General features: G+C 46.1%; 14 protein-coding genes. All 14 read right to left on the reverse strand.

Annotated elements, in window-relative coordinates; translation table 11 throughout:
• Positions 1–70: 70 nt before the first annotated feature.
• A complete protein-coding gene (locus B5Y67_RS24390) occupies positions 71–628 on the reverse strand; it encodes a Fe-S-containing hydro-lyase (RefSeq protein WP_088228965.1) in 558 nt (185 codons plus the stop codon).
• On the reverse strand, positions 625–1,485 hold the full coding sequence (locus B5Y67_RS24395; protein WP_088228966.1) for a fumarate hydratase: 861 nt from the start codon (positions 1,483–1,485) through the stop codon (positions 625–627). Before B5Y67_RS24395 ends, B5Y67_RS24390 begins: the two co-directional genes overlap by 4 nt.
• 34 nt (positions 1,486–1,519) lie before the next feature.
• Positions 1,520–4,750 carry a cell wall-binding repeat-containing protein gene (locus B5Y67_RS24400; protein WP_088228967.1) on the reverse strand — a complete coding sequence of 1,077 codons (3,231 nt, stop codon included), beginning with the start codon at positions 4,748–4,750 and terminating at the stop codon, positions 1,520–1,522.
• A 226-nt stretch (positions 4,751–4,976) separates the two neighbouring features.
• On the reverse strand, positions 4,977–5,765 hold the full coding sequence (locus B5Y67_RS24405; RefSeq protein ID WP_088229074.1) for an acyl-CoA dehydratase activase: 789 nt from the start codon (positions 5,763–5,765) through the stop codon (positions 4,977–4,979).
• 276 nt (positions 5,766–6,041) lie between these two features.
• Entirely contained in the window at positions 6,042–7,055 is a 1,014-nt protein-coding gene (locus tag B5Y67_RS24410; RefSeq protein ID WP_088228968.1) for a 2-hydroxyacyl-CoA dehydratase family protein, read from the reverse strand.
• A gap of 782 nt (positions 7,056–7,837) precedes the next feature.
• Complete coding sequence (locus B5Y67_RS24415) at positions 7,838–9,088, reverse strand: methylaspartate ammonia-lyase (protein WP_088228969.1); 1,251 nt, start codon at positions 9,086–9,088, stop codon at positions 7,838–7,840.
• Between the two features lie 76 nt (positions 9,089–9,164).
• The gene (locus B5Y67_RS24420; protein ID WP_088228970.1) at positions 9,165–10,616 is read right to left on the reverse strand and encodes a methylaspartate mutase subunit E; all 1,452 of its coding nucleotides are present in this window, start codon (positions 10,614–10,616) and stop codon (positions 9,165–9,167) included.
• Between the two features lie 12 nt (positions 10,617–10,628).
• On the reverse strand, positions 10,629–12,008 hold the full coding sequence (glmL, locus tag B5Y67_RS24425; protein ID WP_088228971.1) for a methylaspartate mutase accessory protein GlmL: 1,380 nt from the start codon (positions 12,006–12,008) through the stop codon (positions 10,629–10,631).
• Positions 12,009–12,022: 14 nt separating this feature from the next.
• Positions 12,023–12,442, reverse strand: coding sequence for a methylaspartate mutase subunit S (gene glmS / locus B5Y67_RS24430; RefSeq protein WP_088228972.1), 420 nt, complete (start codon positions 12,440–12,442; stop codon positions 12,023–12,025).
• Between the two features lie 161 nt (positions 12,443–12,603).
• Positions 12,604–13,533, reverse strand: a complete 930-nt coding sequence (gene murI / locus B5Y67_RS24435) for a glutamate racemase (RefSeq protein ID WP_088228973.1) — start codon at positions 13,531–13,533, stop codon at positions 12,604–12,606.
• Entirely contained in the window at positions 13,530–14,483 is a 954-nt protein-coding gene (locus B5Y67_RS24440) for a GntR family transcriptional regulator (protein WP_088228974.1), read from the reverse strand. The genes murI and B5Y67_RS24440 overlap by 4 nt, the downstream gene beginning before the upstream one ends.
• A 383-nt stretch (positions 14,484–14,866) precedes the next feature.
• Positions 14,867–15,865, reverse strand: a complete 999-nt coding sequence (locus B5Y67_RS24445) for a type II toxin-antitoxin system antitoxin SocA domain-containing protein (RefSeq protein WP_088228975.1) — start codon at positions 15,863–15,865, stop codon at positions 14,867–14,869.
• 101 nt (positions 15,866–15,966) lie between these two features.
• Positions 15,967–16,200 (reverse strand): type II toxin-antitoxin system MqsR family toxin, encoded by a 234-nt coding sequence (locus B5Y67_RS24450; RefSeq protein WP_140419151.1) that lies wholly within the window; start codon positions 16,198–16,200, stop codon positions 15,967–15,969.
• Between the two features lie 845 nt (positions 16,201–17,045).
• Positions 17,046–18,665: a cell wall-binding repeat-containing protein gene (locus B5Y67_RS24455; RefSeq protein WP_242976104.1), complete on the reverse strand. Its 1,620-nt coding sequence runs from the start codon at positions 18,663–18,665 to the stop codon at positions 17,046–17,048.
• Positions 18,666–18,718: the final 53 nt, after the last annotated feature.

An 18,718-nucleotide genomic window follows, 5' to 3' on the forward strand; every position in this document is an offset into this window, starting at 1 on the left:
ATCTTATTATATCTTAAAATCCTTAATTGTACTTTAAGAAATTGTGAAGCTTTTGTGACCAATTCTGAGCTTAAACCGTTCTATACTGGGCTTTCCCGCTCTCATACAGATTCGTTCCTTCTTGATCAATAATCACAATTGCCGGGAAATCTTTGACAACCAATCGTCGAACTGCTTCCGGTCCCAGTTCAGGATAGGCAATCACTTCTGCCGAAACAATGCGTTTGGCAATGAGTGCGCCAGCCCCGCCGATAGCTCCAAAATAAACGGCACCATGCTCTTTCATAGCTTCTATGACCTCAGGACTGCGCAGCCCTTTACCTATCATTCCTGTTAAACCTTGAGCAATTAACTTGGGGGAATAGGCATCCATCCGTCCGCTTGTCGTTGGTCCTGCTGATCCAATCACTTGCCCTTCCTTAGCTGGAGTCGGCCCCACGAAATAAATGACTTGGTCTTTCATAGCAAACGGCAATTCAAGCCCTTGCTCCAAGGCTTCCACCATTTTCTTGTGAGCAGCATCTCGTCCCGTATAAATAACACCACTTAATAAAACATTATCTCCGGCTTTTAACGTCTTGAGTTTTTCTTGCGTAAGAGGGGTTTCGATGCGTTTTACATCACTCATTGACTTTCCCTCCCTTGTAAGGTGATTTCCTTATGACGTGTCGCATGACAGCCAATGTTTACGGCCACAGGCATTCCGGCGATATGCGTGGGATATACTTCTAAGTTGACAGCCAGCGCTGTCGTCACTCCGCCAAATCCTTGGGGTCCAATGCCCAAGCGATTGATACGCTCTAATAATTCTTTTTCAATCTTCGCCAAACGTTCATCTTGGTTATGGATTCCAACTTCACGAAGCAAGGACTTCTTAGCCAAGAAGGTAGCCTTTTCCATAGTTCCTCCGACACCCACACCGACGATAATCGGAGGGCAAGGATTTCCGCCGGCTCGGTCAACAGTATCGACAACAAAATCCATCGCGCCCTGCAAACCTTCTGAAGGCTTACACATTTTCAGGCCGCCCATATTCTCACTCCCAAATCCTTTGGGGGCAACAATAAGGCGCAAAGCATCACCGGGTACAATATCGTAATGAATGATCGCCGGAGTATTATCTCCAGTATTGACTCTATCAAAAGGATCTTTGACAACCGATTTGCGCAGGAACCCCTGCTCGTATCCCTGTCGTACTCCTTCATTAAGCGCATCCGTCAGGCTGCCGCCTGCTATGTGCAAATCCTGACCGATTTCCACAAAAAGCACTGCCATCCCGGTATCCTGGCACATAGGGACTTGCTCTTTGTGAGCAATATCGGCATTTTCTATAAGACGCTCCAAGACCTCCTGACCCAAGGGCGAAGATTCCCTTTTAAGGGCTGACTGAAAGCCTGTCATAATGTCCGAACTCAAATTATAGTTTGCTTCCATACAGAGGGTTCGGATAGCTGAAATAATTTCATCCACGTGGATTTCTTTCATTTAGATGCCTGACCTCCTTTAATGTCTATTTATTTTAACTCGATGTCGTCGCTGAAGCAACGGGCGAAAACTGACTAGTAGCAGAACCGTTAACTGCCTGGATTTTATAATAATAGGTTGTATTGGCCCACAGACCGTTATTAGAATAACTATTTGTTGTTACTGTGGCAATATGGGTAAACGTACCCGAAGAGGATGTTGAGCCGAAGATATAATAACTTATCGCACCGCTTACGGCATCCCAACTAAGGTCTATTTGACCTGAGCTTACAGCGGATGCCGTAGCGAGTCTTGGTGCAGATACGGTTGTGGATACATTTGTTGCGTTTGCACCATTAATGCTGGTTAAAACGCTGTCCGGCACAACAACTGTTCCGCCGAAGACAACTTCTTTTTGAATACTGCCGGAGATGCTTCCCAGGTAATCAAGAGTTGACTGCTCCACTGGATTGCTTACCAAAAAGACCGGGGAGTTTGTCAGAGAAGCCAAAACCGAACCGGCTAGAGCATCACCATAGTTTTCACCTGTCGATATATAGCAGGTGCTAAAATCCAATTTGTCAGCAAATGCTTTAATAACACTGATATTTGTATCATACCTATCTTGACCGCTAAGTCTTGTCGGAGAGGGAAGCTGATTAAGAACACTATCACTGATAACCCCTGTGCCCCCTACAACATAAGTACTTTGTATCCCCTGCAAATAGGTTTTCACACTTTGAGAGAGAGTATTCTTCGATGTAAGCAGAATAGGGATTCCCTTCATAGCCGCGATGGGGGCTATAGACAAAGCATCCGGGAAGGTTTCGCCGCTTGCGACGACTGCTTGACTCGTTGGCTTCATTGCCTGTGCGATTTTTACCGACGTTTCGTAACTGTCGTTTCCCGCAATTCTCGTAACTTGAATTCCCATATCTTTAATGCTTTGCTCAACTGCCGCAGAAATAACGCCAACTCCACCTACGATAAAAACACTTTTTACTTTCATACTCGTAAGCTGGGCCTTAGTTTGTTCATTTAACGTATCCTTAGTCGTCAGCAATAAGGGTGCATTATACTCTGCAGCCAAAGGGCCGCTGCATAAAGCATCAGAAAACGTTTCCCCGCTGACAACAACAGCATAGTAAGAGGTTTTCCCTTCTTCTTTGGCGACCTCTGCGGCAGTCCCGTACATATCTTCCCCGGCCAGTCGTTGGGAGGGAATTTGTGAGGGATTCGTCGGTGCAGTGCTGCCCGACCCGGTAGTCACCGCCGAGACGATGGCCGAAAAGGGGCTTGATCCTAAACTGCCCACCGCCTGAATCTTATAATAATAGGTTGTATTCGAAGTTAGATTGGAATCCGTATAATTCAAGGTGGAAACCGTAGCAATATTTGTATAGGTGTCCGAAAGGGAGGATGCCCGGTACACATAATAGGAAGTTGCATTACTGACGGAATCCCAGGTCAAATAGATCTGACTGGTACTTAAGGCCGTCGCTGTAGGGTTGGCAGGAGCCGGCAAGGCACTATTGGTAAGCATTGTTGTGGCAGGGACGATGGCCGAGTCGGCACTGGGACCGTTGCTTCCTACCGCAACCACCTTGTAAGTATAGGTGGTGTTCGCTGCCAAGCCGGAATCAGTAAGGCTTGTACTCGTTGCCATCCCTATATTGGTATACGTCAGCGAAGGCGAAATAGCCCTGTAGACATTATAATAGGTGGCATTGGGAACGGCACTCCAAGTCAAGTATATTTGACTGGTGCTTTGGGCAGTAGCCGTTACATTGGTCGGCGTCGGCAAGGCGCCATAAGAATATGTCGTTGTTACATTGACAATGGCCGAATCCGGGCTGGTAGCCGAACTGCCGACAGCTACGACCTTATAATAATAAGTCGTAAATGCCGAAACTGTGGTATCAGTATAAGTCGTTGTCGTCGGTACGCCAACAATGGTGTATGTTCCGGTAAGAGAGGTGGACCTGAAAACCGAATAATACGTTGCATTAGTTACAGGTGCCCAATTCAAATAGACTTGAGTGCTCGCTGCAGCCGTCGCTGTCAGACTTGCAGGTGCAGCTAAACCGCCGCTGGCGACGGTTGTCGCATTAACAATAACAGAATCCGAACTTGGTCCCGCATTACCAACAGCCACTACTTTATAATAATAGGTTGTATTGGCCGATACGGTGGAATCATTATAATAGGCCGTTGTCGGCGAACCAACAATAGCGTAAGTTCCATAAGGAGATGTTGACCTGTAGACATAATAAAAATTCGCACTCACAGCGCTCCAGGTCAGATAGACTTGAGTGCTGCTGACAACCGTAGCGCTTAGATTACCGGGAGCCGCCGGGACTGTGTTAGAGACTGTCGTTGTCGCGTAAACTACGGGAGAATCTGCACTTGTCCCATAGCTGTTTCCAGCCTGAACTTTATAATAATAAGCTACGTTCGGAGTTAAGCCGGAATCAGTGTAGTAAGGGGTACTGGGTACAGCAATCGTGGAAAATGGTCCTGACGGCGAGTTAGACCTGTAAATATAATAGTTGGTTGCATAACTAACCGGATTCCAGGTCAGGCTGATTTGAGTTGTACTGGGGGCTGTAGCGATAAGGTTTGTCGGGGCTGCAGGAACGCCAGTTGAATTCATCGGTGTCGCAGAAACAACGGCAGAATATCCGCTTACAGCACCACCGCTTACAGCCTGAATCCTGTAATAATACGTAATATTCATCGACAAACCGGTATCCGTAAAACCTGTAGTACTGGGCTGAGCAACAAGAGTATATGTACCTGAGTTCGCTGTTGTCCTGTAAACATAATAGTAGGATGCACCACTCACAGCACTCCAAGTCAAATAAATCTGACTTGTGCTCGCTGCCGTAGCCGTTAAATTTGTCGGAGCGGACAACGTGCTGCTTGAAGTTAGAGTAACCGCACAAACTACGCTGGAATATGCGCCTCCTCCAACGATATTGGCGGCCTGAACTTTATAATAATAGGCGGTACCCGGAGACAAACCAGTATCTGTATAATTCGGAGATGTTGTCGTACCGACAATCGAGTAATTCCCGGAGGAAGAGGTTCCCCGGTAAACATAATAGGCTGTCGTACTGCCTACCGAACTCCAGGTTAAGGAAATTTGACTGCTGCTAAGGGTGGTAGCAGTAAGACCTGTCGGCGCTGGGGGAGTCGTTAAAGCCAAGGCTTTTTGGGGAAAGAATAACGTAGTGATTAATAAACACAACACTAACGCCACAAACTTGAAATTACGTTGTTTCATCAGTTAACCCTCCTGAGCTGCTTTTACCTCAATTTCTTTTGCCTCAGTGTACAAAGACATTTAATACCTTTTTTCATTATTTATCTCGCTGAACATTTCGAGATTGTTATTTTCTTATTAATCGTTGCATAATGTGTATTATTCTTGTTTCAAGCCCTATAATCCTTCTTGTCAAGACAAACATTTTCAGAAATCGATACAAGCCATCTCTGTTTTGTCTTACTCATTAATCACTCGCCTCGCTGCCCTTAATACAACATCCTATGGCCCCATTATATTGAGGTTCTTGGGGAATAATAACCCGCTTCCCTGTACCTTCCTGCAGAAGCCTTGTCACCGCCTGATTATGGGCAACGCCCCCGGTAAAGACTAAAACCTCCCCCTCAAAAGAACGCAAAAGGGGCAGGATTCGCTTAACGATCGTGGCATTAACGCCCGCTGCCAGTTCTTTTATCGGATAGCCTTCAACGATCTTGCCAATAAGTTCGCTTTCTCCAAACACCGCACAGGTAGAATTCAGCTCCACAGGAGCATCTGCATACTGGCCAAGCTCCTCAAGAGACAAATCCAAGATATTAGCCATGTTTTCCAAATAACGCCCTGAGGAGGCCGCACACTTATCATTCGTCAAAAAGTCAATCATTTTACCTCGGCGAACTTGAATGATTTTGCTGTCCTGCCCCCCTAAATCAACGAGCGTGAAATCCTTAAGCCCGGTTTGGTGAACAGCACCCAGAACATGAGCTTTTAATTCCGGAATCGCTTCTCCTCCGGCAAGCTCTAAGGTATTTCGGCCATAGCCGGTCGATACAAGACTGTCAACTTCAGGCAAACCCAAGGCTTCAAAATTCACGACCAGTTTCCCATCGTGCTTACGTCCATATTCTCGATAAAAACGGATAGTATCTAACCTTTCCAGCCGCTTAATCTCTAAGGAATCAGATTCCGTTGGGGATTGCATGAGGGCGATCTTAACACTTCGACTTCCTAAATCAATACCACAAATCGTTTGCATAGACATTTTAACCTCACGAGGCAAGAAGTCTCCCACCGCTTTAGGCAGGGGATGAATTGCCGCCTTTCTTCTTGATATTCTCATTCATAGAGCACTAAAATATAGTAAAACATAGTTGCCAAACCTTATAAAGGAATATAAAAAGCTTTGCGTACATCCTGATTCTTAGGGCTCATTTAACCTGAAAAACTACTATTGTTCGATGTAACACTTCACTGGCGAAAAATCCAATGCCGCCTAACGCTCAAAATCCCTAACAAACAAGGACGACTTTCTCTATTCTTTCAGCATACTTAAAAATGACTCGATCCTCATTTTGCTCCGTGCGTCCAGCCCCGTTGGATTCTCGCCTTCCAGCGTTAAGATCGGGTAGTCCAATTTTTTACGAATAATCAAGTCCTCGATTTGACGGTAACAAAAGCTTTGCGTATAGTGGATAATTCCATCCAGCTGACGTCGTTCCCCTTCGCAACGAATGTCCTCAATCCTCTGAAAAACTTGATAAGGATAGGTGTAGCGCCGGTATTGTTCAACGATATCCTCCGTTGGAAAAGGCATGGAAAATTGCCTTTGAACTTCATTAAAAACAACACGCGCCCCCTGCTCCTCGATAAAATCATACATCTCGGGAAAAATCGGAGGAACTCCGATAAAACCTAATCGTACTTCCCGTGCCTTTTTCCGACCTTGGGACAGATTCCTTTCCGCTAACGATTCTCTTTGGCGAGCCTCTTGGATAAACTCCTCCATCTCGCGGGCAAATCGTTCTGGATCACCGTTAAAATCCGAGCAGGAAACTTGATAAAGATGATTTTCGAACCCCCTTACCCGATTTTCTTCCCAAGTCAGCCGATCAATCTCCCAGGCCAAGGCCCGGACTTGGTCAAGCCGCCTTTTCTGCTCCTTTACACCCTCCCAGGTTGTTCCTAGAGCAGCTATAAGTTTGTCCATTTGCAGCCTAAGCATGTCAGGATCACCATCATAAGGAAACGCAAAAGGTATTATATCAATCCCCTCAACTTCCCACGTCTCCATCAAAGCATGAGTATTGCTGCAATCTCCTTGAGTAACAGCTATAATACGTCGGATTTCAGGGTCCAGCAGAGCACTGGAATACAATCCCTTAATCCAACCGCAGACATTCCTGGGAAAACCAGCCAACTCAGCATCCTCAACACGCTTCATCGCATCTGAAGCAGTAATAAATATATTATTTAAATCAATCGGAGTTTCACCTGCCGCATAAATAACCTCAACCGGCACCGTCGTCGTTAAACCAATCTTACCCATAAAGGCCCACTTCTCCTTGTCCTTGCATAGCTTAAATTGCTTATACTCTTTATTGTAAAGGTTTCAGCCCGAAAAGTTAAGTCCGCGGCCCTTTTCATCATCTAACATCGCCGCAAAGCATCATCATAACCAGCGGTCCCCTCTCGCCGTCCATGGTTTCGGCGAACACACTGCAGGGGTATGCGTAATGAGACGCGGAGTGGCGATAAGCCGTCCGCCTACGTCATGGCCAGCAGTTGACATCGGACATCACCCATGGGTTTGGCACGAAAGTATCCAGCGAACATCTTCGCTCGAAGCGGCTATCTCCAAAGAATACTTATCCGCTGAAGAGCTCCCGCGCAAGCAAGTGAGTTGGCCTCGGAATACCAATGAGCGATATGGGCGCAGCTCCCCGACCCGAAGGATCTATATTTATCCCTCGATGGCGCCATCAGGTCGACTTTAGCGTCGACTTAAAAAAGAGAAGACCAGACCCCTTACTATTAAATCAATAAGGAAATCCAGTCTTCATCCTAAGATTGTTAACCCAAAAACACTATAGACCTAAGAGGAAGGGAGCTTCACCCACAAGAGTGAACTCATTGCATGGAGAGGCGGTTAGGCTCACAAAGTTTGCGTAGGAGAGCGGAGCCGTGGTTCACATCAGGTATTACCCTGAGGTTCGGCAGAGCTCCCACGCAAACGAGTGAGCGAGCCTCGGAATGCTGAGTGAACGGTGTGGGCGAAGCTCCCTGACCCGAACGGCTCAATTTCCGTACAACCCCATTTGCAAAGAAGAACTAACGTGCCGACGCCTTCCTTCCTAACAGCGCCAACGTCCGATTCATCTCATTATGCACGATCATATACCCCTCATCAACGCCCATCCCAGGCTTAGCCAGCATCTGATCCGGACGGCTTGCCAAAGCAACATGAACAGCCGTACGTCCGCCGGCATCAGTTTCGTTGCAAGACCCTCCGACATAGGCGCCTACGCCATACTTTTTGGCATAAATCACTGCTTCAATAGTATTTTGAATCCCGCCAAGATCCGGCGTTTTGATTTGTACCATATCCGCCGCTTGAGCATCCACAAACTCGACAATATCTTCATAGGTGTTGCACCACTCATCGGCGACGATTTCCACCTTCACGCCACGCTCTTTCAAGGCCACCCGCAGGGCTTTCAGTTGGGCAATCTGTCCCTCAGTACTGCCGGCATCCATGGGGCCTTCAATTCGCAAATGCAGAGGGGCAGCCGCTTTTTCCAGTTTTGCAAAATACTCGGCCATTTTTTGCGTATCATCTTTGAAGGCAATCCCAATGGTTCCATAAACGTCAATATGCAAAACCGGCCGGTAATCATCTCCGCCAATGGTGAGAATACGATTTCTCAGCCAGATGACATAGTCTAAAAGCAGTTCCCCGTTAACACCAAGCTTTGTTTCAACGTTATTGATTAAAGCATGCGGCAATACTCCGGCACGCTTAATAATAGCCTTATCGGCATTATCATAGCGGTCATCACCTGTCTGGGCAAAAATCGGAACAGGTTCCAGAATCATAGGGAGATCATATTCTTCCAGAATAACTTCCGTCATGGTTTTCTTCTTAGCTTTGGCAACAGCATCAAGAATTGCTTGGCTGACTCCATAGCGAATGGCCGTATGGTAACGGTCTCCGTTAGGGCGTTTGGAATTTTCCACTAAAGCTGCTAAGTGACGGAAAGAATCGAGTTCCTGACCCAAAAGCTTAGGTGCAATTTCCTCCATAATAATAGGGATAAATTCTTCCGCCAAAAAGAGAGGATCACGGCCGCCCGCTCCTGAATATTGAACGGCAGCACAATCTCCTGAAGCAACTTGACCATCTTCCAAAATCAACATCACGGAAATAGACTCCCCGCGCTGTCTAACAGCTTTAAATCCCGGGGTCATCGGTTCTCCGGTATAAGCGAAACCGTCATGGCCGGCCCCTGCTTTAATGGCCTGCTGATCATCAAAATAAAATCCTGTCAGTCCCGGCGAAGCAATTATGTCAACAATTTTCATGATAGTGTTCCTCCCTCATTTTCTGCATTTTTATCAAGTTAACTTGTTCAGTTAGAGTATTCCGATCCCATTTGTCTTACCTTGGACGTCCGACGAGCATTCCTTTACCGATAGCATAAATATCATCGATGACCATCTGGAAGGAAGGATCCCGGCCCTCATCCCGTCCCCGTTGGGCAATGCGTTCACGGTGGAAATCCTTGATCGTCTCATCAAAGGGAAGGTTACCGAAATCCAGCATTCTTACGGCTCCCGTAGTATCCCGGGCCGGTAAAATTTTGCCGGCATTAAAACGGCTGGGAGCAAAAGGAACGTCGATAACACCTGCCTGGAACGCTCGAACGGTACCCACGGCCATGTCTCCTTCACCGAGACTTAAGACGCGATCCAAAATGGCCCTGGTTTCCGCTAAGATCATCTGTTCTTCTAAAGCCAGTTCCTCTGTCATCGGCAAGGTCTGGTCTTTTAACATGTTCAATACCTGTTTTGTAGCCCGGATTCCTGCCGCATTAGCTTCTTTGGTCGGAATGCCCAAAGCTTCGTGAGGTGTTTTAACAATAACCTTCGTCGCTTTGCCTAAGGCAGCCGTAGCAGCACCCCAAGAAATAACTCCGAAAGCCTTGGCTTCGTCTTGGGGGAATCCACCCATCCACTGGTGAAATACGGTGGTAATCATAGCCTTGGGATACCCAAGCTTCTCCATATATTCTTCAGCAAGGACCGGCAGAGTATGCAAAGCGGCGACATCTTGAATTAGGTTGCCGCATTGACCATAACCCAAGGTCAAACTGCGAACTCCCTGAGCCACTGCCAGAATTCCTTCAATTACAGCCACAGCATGAGAAACTGCCGGAGGAACAAGTGTCCCGGTCAAGGGACCGAAGGGTTCGCGATTAATTTTTACCCCTTGTTCTTCATACAAGCCAATAAGCCGGTCAACATATTGCCAATACTTAATCGTGCTCTCAATCGAAACATCTTTGGAGTAGGGTATATTATAAGAAATGCCTCCCCCTTCAAAATCCGTAAAACCTCCGGCGATGGTTATTTCGGCTAACAGCCGGGCATCCGGAGTCCCATGACGCACCTGAACAGGTACCTGAACGCTCTCAGCGACTTGCCGGCAAGCTGCAACTCCATGGTTTACCGCCGGAAAGCCATTCAACATCGAACGTCCGATTGTTCGGCTTTCTTCAATCCCGGATTGTGCTTCTGCATAGCGGTTCTGCCGCGTATAGGAGTCAATCGTCGTGGGCAGAAAATCTGCGCCTCCTTCATCCTGGAGGCAGCGCAGCAATTCAATATGTTCCGTGATTAGTGCCACACCAGCACGCGGTTGAGCAAAGGTGATCCCTTTCTCTTTGCCTTCTGCCAGTTTCTCAGCAAAAATTTTGCTTTTGGGCAGTCCCTTATGGTAGGCAACTGCTTCTTCGAAATTGACGTCCTTACCGGTCTCCCATTGCCCTAAGACTTCCTGACGCTGACGCTGAAATTCTTCAGCATCCATTTGCCGGACTGTTAATTCCATCGTTATACCCTCCTATAGTTCAACCACGTATTTTTTCATCATTCGAAGCGCAGCTTGGGGTGCAACTTCACGCAGCAAACCCATGGCCGCCAAGATATAATCTTTATCCAGATAGAATCTGGGTTTTTGAGGTTTCAGCAGAGTTGGTTCGGCAGAGTCAAAAAGGGAACCCTTGAGAATTTCCAAAGCATTCGGATGATGAAGCAAAACTCCTCCGGTCCCAATCACCACAGGCAGCGGTGTCAAATCTTTGCCGTGCTGAACATAGGTCGCTCCAAAAGGCGTATAAATCACTTCAATCGTTCCAACATGCCGATCGACAGCTAAACCAACGGCCATGCGGCCCATGGCTGCATCAAATTTAGCTTCCTCCTCGGTCTGAGGTATTCGCCAGGGGTTTTCTTTGAATAGCCGCAGCTGACTGGCTACTTGCTCATCCGTCCAACCCAAATAATCATACAAGCGCCGGCCTGAAGCTTCCACTAAAGCCTCTGAGCTGTAACGCATGCCCAGATCGCCTTCAACGGTTCGTTTGGCAAAAGGTTCCGGCAATCCTTTGAGGGTGACGCTCGGTTTACTCGGATCCCCTTTGGCGACTGAATGAACGTCTGTCGTAGCTCCCCCGACATCAACAATCATCAGTTCACCCAGTCCACGCTCTGATCCGGATCCTTCAGCCAACAATTCCGCCGCCGACAATACCGCCGCCGGGGTAGGCATCATAATCTGTTCTAAAAACTCTTCCGCCTTATCTAAACCTTTGGCGTGGACAATATGGCTGAGGAATATATCACGAATCGCCATACGGGCCGAATCAACTGCCAAAACTCCCAGATCAGGCATCACATTGTCCGCCACTATCACAGGTGCATGCCGTTGTCTGAGCAGGTCTGCAGCCTGAACCGCTGCGGCTTTGTTGCCGGCGACCACCACCGGCAGACTGATAGGCAGCGTGCTCAGCAGTTCGGCGTTTTTAAGCAATATCTCTTTATTTCCGCCGTCAGTACCTCCTGCCAACAGGAAAATATCCGGCTTGGCAGCAATGATCTTCTCCAGATCCCGGGCCGTTAACTCGTAGCTAAAGACTTCAAGCAATCTGGCCCCTGCTCCCAAAGCAGCTCTTCTGGCCGCTTCAGCGGTTAATTCTTTGACCAAGCCGCTGGCCATCATTTTCAAACCACCTGCCGCACTGCTGCAGGCAAGTTTACGGACAAAATTCCATCCTCCCGACGGCTCAGGTATCTGTGCCAGCGCCTTATTCAAACCATCCATAATATTAGTTTCAATGGTCGTTCCGGCCCGGGCGGTACCAAGGATCTCTTCCGTATCAAGGTCAACAATCGTCACTTTCGTGTAAGTACTGCCAAAATCAATGAGAAGGACTGCTTGCAAGGCTCATTCCCCCTTTATTCTTCGCTTATCCCCAAATCTTCCCGCAAATCTTTAATGGGAACTTCAGGCATGGTACCCGGCGGGTAGACACGATTAAAGCCCATTGCCAAGAAGCGTTCTTTAACCGATTCAAAATCTTGTTTCCCCACAACCAGATTACCGCCGACATACATTAAAATGTCACCAATTCCTTTTTCCTGACATTTCTCACGCAGTCCCCGGCAATCCATCTCACCATGGCCATATAATGATGAAACCATCAGGACATCGGCATTTGTTTCAATGGCAGCATTAATGAACTCTTCCTGAGTTGCCAGCACTCCGATGTTAATGACTCTGAAACCTGCATGAGTAAAGGCATAATCCAGGATGCGGTTTCCGACAGCATGAACATCTGAACCGATTACCCCTAATACCAAGGTCTTTTGTTTCACGATTAATTCCTCCCGGCTTTTTCAATTATGAAAACTAACTAAGAATTTGTCCTGGTATTTTTAACTTGGAAACGAAATGACTGGACCGACAATTGTAACAGGAATATACGGAATGTAAATTAAAAGGATGTTTATTTATAATGGGCTTAAGTTTGGGACATCTAAATGTTCAAGGAGCCGTCCAAAAAATGGACTTGTTCAACGGATTCTATCGAGTCCTGCAGAAGTGTATTGCCAACTTGTCTGAAAAGTTCCGGGTCTCCGCTGACAAAATAACGGGCCCGCCATTGACTTTTACCTGAAGCATCAGACGTTGATGCTAATTCTAAGGAAGGATCGGATTTTGCTTCATCCCGCTGCTTCATCTGAGCCAGCAATTCTTTAAGTTCCTCTAACACGGCCAGAGCAGGGTCAACAATCAGAACATCCTCGCCTAAAATTTCTTTAAGAACCGGTTCCAAAAAGGGATAATGGGTACAGCCGAGAATCAAAGCATCAACCCCGGAGGATTGAAGAGGCGCCAGATAAGTCTTGGCAATTCCCCGAGCCTGCAAAGAATTGGCTAACCCAGCTTCGATCAGCGGAACGAAGAGGGGACAGCCCTGTGCTTTGACCAAGGAAATGGCCTGTTCTCCATGCTGCCAAGCCGAGCGCAGGTCAGCATTCTCCGGCACACTTCCTCGGGCCAGGGCGCGGCTGACCCCTAAGGAATAGGCCTTGCTGCGTACCGTTGTTTCCGTAGCAATCAGCCCGATTCGGCCTGCTATGGTTTTCTTCACGGCTAAGCGGGCACCGGGTTCAATCATTCCGATCATCGGAATATCAAATCTCTCCTGAAGCGTTGGAAGGGCGGTGGCAGAACTTGTATTGCAGGCAACGACGATGGCTTCTGCCCCTTGCCCGATCAAAAAGCTGACGCTTTCTTCCCCAAAACGTATAAGTTCCTCCTGGGAACGGTTTCCATAAGGCACTCGTGCCGTATCTCCAAAATAGACAATTCGCACATCAGGCAGCTGCTCCAGAATTTGTTTGGCCACAGTAAGTCCGCCAACTCCCGAATCGAATAAACCAATGACCCGTTGTTTGCTCAACGTTTACCCTCCTTTATTTCCAATAAAGCACCGCGCAGCAAATTTAAGCTCCCGGTATCTGGTTCGAAGCGAAATTCTATACATTCCATATTATCCGGAAGAACTTTTTCAACCCGAAGGCGCAGCTTCGGCGCAAAAATTACTGCCCCGCAATCGGGCAGAGCCTCACGTAATCTTATGTCATCAGGTTGTATCAACGTCCGAAAGGCAGGATGAAGCCCCGCTTGATTTAGAGCGCTGATAACCTTATCCGCAAAATGACTGCTCTCGCAAACTAAGGCCAAGTCCCGTCCTGCCGTCAATTTAGCGATCCGGACAATCGTTTCCAGCTTTGGCTGGAGTGAAACACCCAAAATAGGCAAGTGAAACTTCTCAAATAATCGTTTAACCTCTGACAAATGAGCTACTCCTGTGACGAGCATATCCATACTAGCTAAACGTTTTTGAACCGTGAGTGAATCCTGAAGTTCAGAGAGCAAAAAGGGCAGCAAACTGACACCAGGGCCAAGGTTCCAGCGCGCCTCGTTTAATTGCTCAGGGTTGCATTCAATGAAAGCGACTTTCACCCGTGACAGGAAATGCTTTTTCTCCATCCCCCGCACATGAACGAAAGAGACAAAGTCATCAATGCTGAAGCCTAAGCCAACAGCCTCTTCCATGGCGACATCAATGATACGCAGGACCTTCTCTTTGCGTCCCTCCTGCTGCATGATCAGTAACGTATCGGCTACAAACGTCCCTTTTCCTTGAGCTGAACTTAATACCCCTTCGCTTTCAAGCTCTTTGTAAGCTTGACTGACTGTGTTGCGGCTTACGGATAAACTCGCGGCCAGTTCCCGTTCAGTTGGCAATTTCATACCTGCAGCCCAAACGCCCTGAGTAATGTGACGTCTAATTTGTTCCTTGAGCTGTATGTAGTAGGGAACTCCGCTCTTACGATCGAGATCCATTTACCCACCTCTTAACCAAGTTTCAGCCCTTTGGCTTAGTCCTTATTGGCATGGTCAATTAGTCCAATTTTCTTACGCTATTATATTCGGCATTCCTCCAAGAATCCCTTCTCGTTTCCTAGTATTTTATGAAAATTAATTTATAATTCGCTTACCATTAAAAAGGAGTGGAAAATATAAACTGAACAATGAACAATTATTGATTCACTGCTGTAAGGCTACTGTATCGGAAGTTTCAGAGACTAAACCGTGAGGGGGATGGCTAATTGCCTATCCCCCCAGTTTTTATCCGATCAATTTTTCCCGTTAAGTTGTTTGGAATAACAAATCTTCTCCTATAGCATAGCTAAATTGTGAAGTGTTTAAGATTGACAAACCAAATACTACATAAAGGTTATATTCGATACGTACTTATTAAGGCTATATTCACTACAAATATCATGATTTTTTCGAAGATCGGAAAAATACTGTTGAATAGCTTCTTTAGATATAATGTTTGTACAGCGTTCGTTTTGATCGATTCCCGTTCTTGCATCTACCCAAGGTTTTTCGATATGAGTTAGCCTTTCGAGATATTTAGCATCATACTTACCATAAACAGACCACACTAAATCAAGGACAGTAAGTTCATCTTTTTCAAACACGCCGGGATCGAAAGAAGAAACCTTTGGTATATTCGAAGAACCATATTCTTTAAAATAAATATATAAATCAGGGATAACGGGTCCATGAACCCAGGCTTGAAAATCTTCTTCGAACAAGGATTTATGAAAGGTTAAGGACCACGCCTGGGCATAATATACCAACTTTTGCAATTTTAGCGGTGTAATGGATTCCCCCGCTTCCGGTTCTATTTTATTAAGAAAATACTCCGCTACACTAACAAGCTTATTTTTGTGTGAACTCTTTTGTCCGTGATCGAGAAGTTCCATAAGTCTAGCATATAGTTTTCGTTTAGAAACAGGCGTGAGCGCACCTTTGTTTGTATGATATAAGTCAAGCATATTTTGGGAATTCATCAATTTACGAAGAGTCTCACTATACTCCCTTGTTGGCGTTAAACCATTAAGATATCTAATAATAGTCGTTTCTCCCCAACCCAATAATGAGGAAAGCGGTTTTCGTCCTATGTTGTATTTGATTAGAAGATTTTCGATTTCATTAACTTGGATTAACCCTTTTAATTCCCTATATATCTTATTGGCAGACTTCACATTTTCGTCACTTAATTCAGAAATATAAATTTCCTCTCCACAGTCATTACAATAAGCGATTTTCGCAAGATACGAGAAAACAACATCCTTTATTTCAGTATCAATCATTAATTCTTTAATGCTATACTCAACATCAGCATCGCAGTGATAGCAATACTCTCTCATCATCTTAAACCTCCCACTATCCAAAAATTAATAACTCATATTAATCCCATAGCCCAAAATCGCTGAAAGATCAGCGACTCGCACCGATCACTTATATTGATATCTCAAAGGAAACTCGTTCGATGAAACGATAAACAAACGACTCTTCCCTGTAATTTAAGTTTTATGTAAATTTCGGTTTCGTTGTTAATGAGCGGTGGTTTAAGAACCTTGCCGAAAAGCCATACCTCTCCTTTGCGATTAGGATCTCGATCTGTATCCGTATAAGAGTAATCTTTAAGCGTCAAAGTTAATAGTACTTCGCAAATAATATCATTAGTGAGTCCGTTCTCAATCATGAAATTACCCGTCTTATCCTCACTATTAGTTCTTTTTACAATATATAATCCTTTAGGGGACTCCCCTAAAATAGAAAACACCCTTGAAAGAAAGCCTTCGACTTCTGATTCAAAAGCTACTCTGATTGCAATCCCCTCCTATTAATCTTCTTCTATGATACCATTATATAGTAATTGGGGAGGGCTGGCAATAAAACAGTATCAATTGATACCATATTTTTATTTTACCAGAATCGTGTAGAATTATTCAACTGTCAATTTGTACAGGTATTTAGAGATATTACCTAAAGCTTTAAGTATCTTAATGTAATGTTTGACATCTCCGCTAATACCTATGACTATATCTTCGAAAGTTTTTCACTACTCTCAAATTCTCTGTTATACAAAAATCACTGATTTCCATTAGGCACAAAAAATAAGGGCGGACCGATTCTTGATACAAAGAATCGGTCCGTCCAAATTTAGTATGATCAGCCGAATGTAAAGATAACCTGATGCAGCAACCGGCATTAGACCACTCTAACATCCCTCAGCATCTGATGGCCCAAATAACTACATGACATACCCTGAAAAAAAGGCCACAGAGGAAGGGAGCTTCGCCCACAAGAGTGAACTCATTGCATGGAGAGGCGGTAAGGCTCACAAAGTTTGCGTAGGAGAGCGGAGCCGTGGTTCAAATCAGGTACTACCCTGAGGTTCGGTGCAGCTCCCGCGCAAACGAGTGAGCGAGCCTCGGAATGCTGAGTGAACGGTGTGGGTGAAGCTGCCTGACCCAGAAGATCGCTTGTTATCCTTCCGATACCGCCGCATTAGCCACATGGGTATCCAGTTGTACAAATCTCGGCCTAATGCGCCAACAAATCCTTAAGCTCCGATTCCAAATCCAACGAAACACTGCTGTTAGTTCCAACAACTGACGATTGCTTAATATAACCCACATTATATAACAGGAAGTAATTCAAACTCGAAGGAACAGTATATTGCGGAACCATAGCAACAAACCCACCTTGTTTAGCAGCTAAAGCCGCTGTTACCAAAGCATCCGCCTTGGGATTTCCCGAGCTTACATCACCTTGGCGTACAAGTCCGGAAGCGAAATAGAGAGGGGTTTGAGGCTTCGAGGTGTTAAAAAGATTTTGGAAGATGATATTTTGCGTGTCATATTGATCATAGCCGCCCCAACGCTTAACGTGATAGTTGGAGCCTAATTGATTCTGCACAGAATTTCCAATAACCGCCGTGCCTCCCAGCAAAACGACGTTACTTGCCTTAAGGTCTGCCAAAGCCTTGGCCGTGGAAGAGGGTACGGAATCCTTTTCCGTGAGCAGAATCGGGCTTCCTTGTTCAGCGGCAAAAGCGCTGATGGCGATTGCATCGGGAATCGCGGCATAATTAGCGATATAAACGGTCTGGGTGGGATCAATCCCCACAGTCGCAGAGATCTGGGCCGCAGTATCATATGCCTGCTGGCCGGCAATTCGGGTGACGGTAAACTCACCGTTCAAACTGTCCTGGATCCCTTGGGAGACTGCAACAGTCCCGCCGACAATATAGATATTTTTTGCTCCCAGATTGCGAATCTCCGTTAACGTGCGATCATCCAATTGAGAAGAACCAGTCATAAGAATCGGTGCATCAAGCTTTTTCGAAAGGGGTGCAGCGGCAAGAGCATCCGAAAATTGGTCGTCTCTGGTTAAAATGACATTTAGAGAACCGGAATTCCAGCCGCTTTGTGCCACACTGATGGCCAAGGAGACATTGTCCCCGGAATTCCCTCCAATACGGGAGCTTTGCGTGTAAGCCGGAAGAACCGGTATGGTACCGATAATATGCCCGGAATAGAGAATATTGACATTCCCGAATTGGGTCGGTGTCATATTGAAGGTAAAGGTTCCATCGCTAAGAGTTGTATAGGAGACTGAGGAAGCGCCGACTAATGAGCCGTCAATCGTTCCGGATTTACGCATCAAAGGATTACCGTTGGTATCCGTTACTTTGACCCTGATCGTATTATCCGTATTAATATACATAGGATCGGTGACGATAGTCTTGGCATCTAAAACTGTGATCGTTCCTGCGGCATAGGCTGTTCCTATGGCACCTTGACGAATCACTAACTGATAATCACCGGCTGTATCGAGCGTTACATTGCTAACTGTATAATCTCCGCTGTTTCCGGAGACTTGATAAATTTTCGAAACTCCGCTTGAGTCTGTGATCGTTGCACTGGCAACTGAGCCGGAGAAAGGATTAGAGTTATTATCCCAAAGCTGAACATTAATGTCACCTGTTTCTCCGGCAATCAGTGTGGAATCAGCACTGGTCGCAAAACTGAGATATGCCAGCCAAGTACTGTAATCGTCGGTGGTACTTGCAGCAGATGCTATCCCCGGAATCATCCCGATCAGCAAAATCACAATGGCCAGTACACTCATCACCACTTGGGCCCGTTTACTTTTCCTCACGTATTTTTTCCCCTTTCCAACTTTCCGATAACTAAAAATTGCACAATCGAAGC

It is taken from the genome of Desulfosporosinus sp. FKB, from assembly GCF_002196705.1.
Taxonomy (GTDB): domain Bacteria; phylum Bacillota; class Desulfitobacteriia; order Desulfitobacteriales; family Desulfitobacteriaceae; genus Desulfosporosinus.

What these genes read in the sequence shown, in the direction of transcription:
- B5Y67_RS24390 (WP_088228965.1), bottom strand. Translation starts at nt 628, where the DNA reads ATGAGTGATGTAAAACGCATCGAAACCCCTCTTACGCAAGAAAAACTC.
- B5Y67_RS24395 (WP_088228966.1), bottom strand. Translation starts at nt 1,485, where the DNA reads ATGAAAGAAATCCACGTGGATGAAATTATTTCAGCTATCCGAACCCTC.
- B5Y67_RS24400 (WP_088228967.1), bottom strand. Translation starts at nt 4,750, where the DNA reads ATGAAACAACGTAATTTCAAGTTTGTGGCGTTAGTGTTGTGTTTATTA.
- B5Y67_RS24405 (WP_088229074.1), bottom strand. Translation starts at nt 5,765, where the DNA reads ATGCAAACGATTTGTGGTATTGATTTAGGAAGTCGAAGTGTTAAGATC.
- B5Y67_RS24410 (WP_088228968.1), bottom strand. Translation starts at nt 7,055, where the DNA reads ATGGGTAAGATTGGTTTAACGACGACGGTGCCGGTTGAGGTTATTTAT.
- B5Y67_RS24415 (WP_088228969.1), bottom strand. Translation starts at nt 9,088, where the DNA reads ATGAAAATTGTTGACATAATTGCTTCGCCGGGACTGACAGGATTTTAT.
- B5Y67_RS24420 (WP_088228970.1), bottom strand. Translation starts at nt 10,616, where the DNA reads ATGGAATTAACAGTCCGGCAAATGGATGCTGAAGAATTTCAGCGTCAG.
- B5Y67_RS24440 (WP_088228974.1), bottom strand. Translation starts at nt 14,483, where the DNA reads ATGGATCTCGATCGTAAGAGCGGAGTTCCCTACTACATACAGCTCAAG.
- B5Y67_RS24445 (WP_088228975.1), bottom strand. Translation starts at nt 15,865, where the DNA reads ATGATGAGAGAGTATTGCTATCACTGCGATGCTGATGTTGAGTATAGC.
- B5Y67_RS24450 (WP_140419151.1), bottom strand. Translation starts at nt 16,200, where the DNA reads ATGATTGAGAACGGACTCACTAATGATATTATTTGCGAAGTACTATTA.